The sequence below is a fragment of the Streptomyces sp. AC558_RSS880 genome, assembly GCF_019049255.1.
Taxonomy (GTDB): domain Bacteria; phylum Actinomycetota; class Actinomycetes; order Streptomycetales; family Streptomycetaceae; genus Streptomyces.
In genome coordinates, this window is the sequence record NZ_JAGMUJ010000182.1 from 1 (window position 1) to 629 (window position 629).

1 protein-coding gene is annotated in these 629 nt (G+C 65.0%); it reads left to right on the forward strand.

Annotated features, from left to right (window positions below; genetic code table 11):
• Nucleotides 1–145 precede the first annotated feature (145 nt).
• Nucleotides 146–629 (forward strand): transposase (locus tag KUM38_RS39400; RefSeq protein WP_254398474.1); only part of this gene is annotated, 484 nt, incomplete at its 3' end.

Sequence of the window (629 nt, forward strand, 5' to 3'; positions counted from 1 at the left end):
GGGAGTGTAAATCTAACGGCGGATCCGACGATCATGGGAGAGACGTCAAGTGACTGATACCGTCGTGGAGTTGGAGACCGTGGAACCTGTCGAGAGTGCCCCGCCTGGGCAGCCTGCACCCGTGTCGGATGAGCAACTGGTCGCGATGCTGGTGGAACGGGCCCGGTCGGAAGGGCTGCAGCTGACCGGGCAGGGCGGGCTGCTGCAGCAGTTGACCAAGCGGGTGTTGGAATCTGCTCTGGAAGGTGAGATCACCGATCACCTCGGCTATGAACGCCACGATGCTCTCGGCCGGGGCAGCGGCAACTCCCGCAACGGGAGCCGGGCCAAGACGGTGCTGACCGACGTCGGGCCGGTGGAAGTGAAGGTGCCCCGCGACACTGCCGGCAGCTTCGAGCCGCAGATCGTCAAGAAGCGGCAGCGGCGCCTGACCGGCATCGACGAGATGGTGCTCTCCTTGTCCGCGAAGGGTCTCACGCACGGGGAGATATCGGCTCATCTCGCCGAGGTCTACGGCGCCGAGGTGTCCAAGCAGACCGTCTCCACCATCACCGACCAAGTGATGGAGGGCATGGCCGAATGGCAGAACCGGCCGCTCGACCGCGTCTACCCGGTCCTGTTCGTGGACG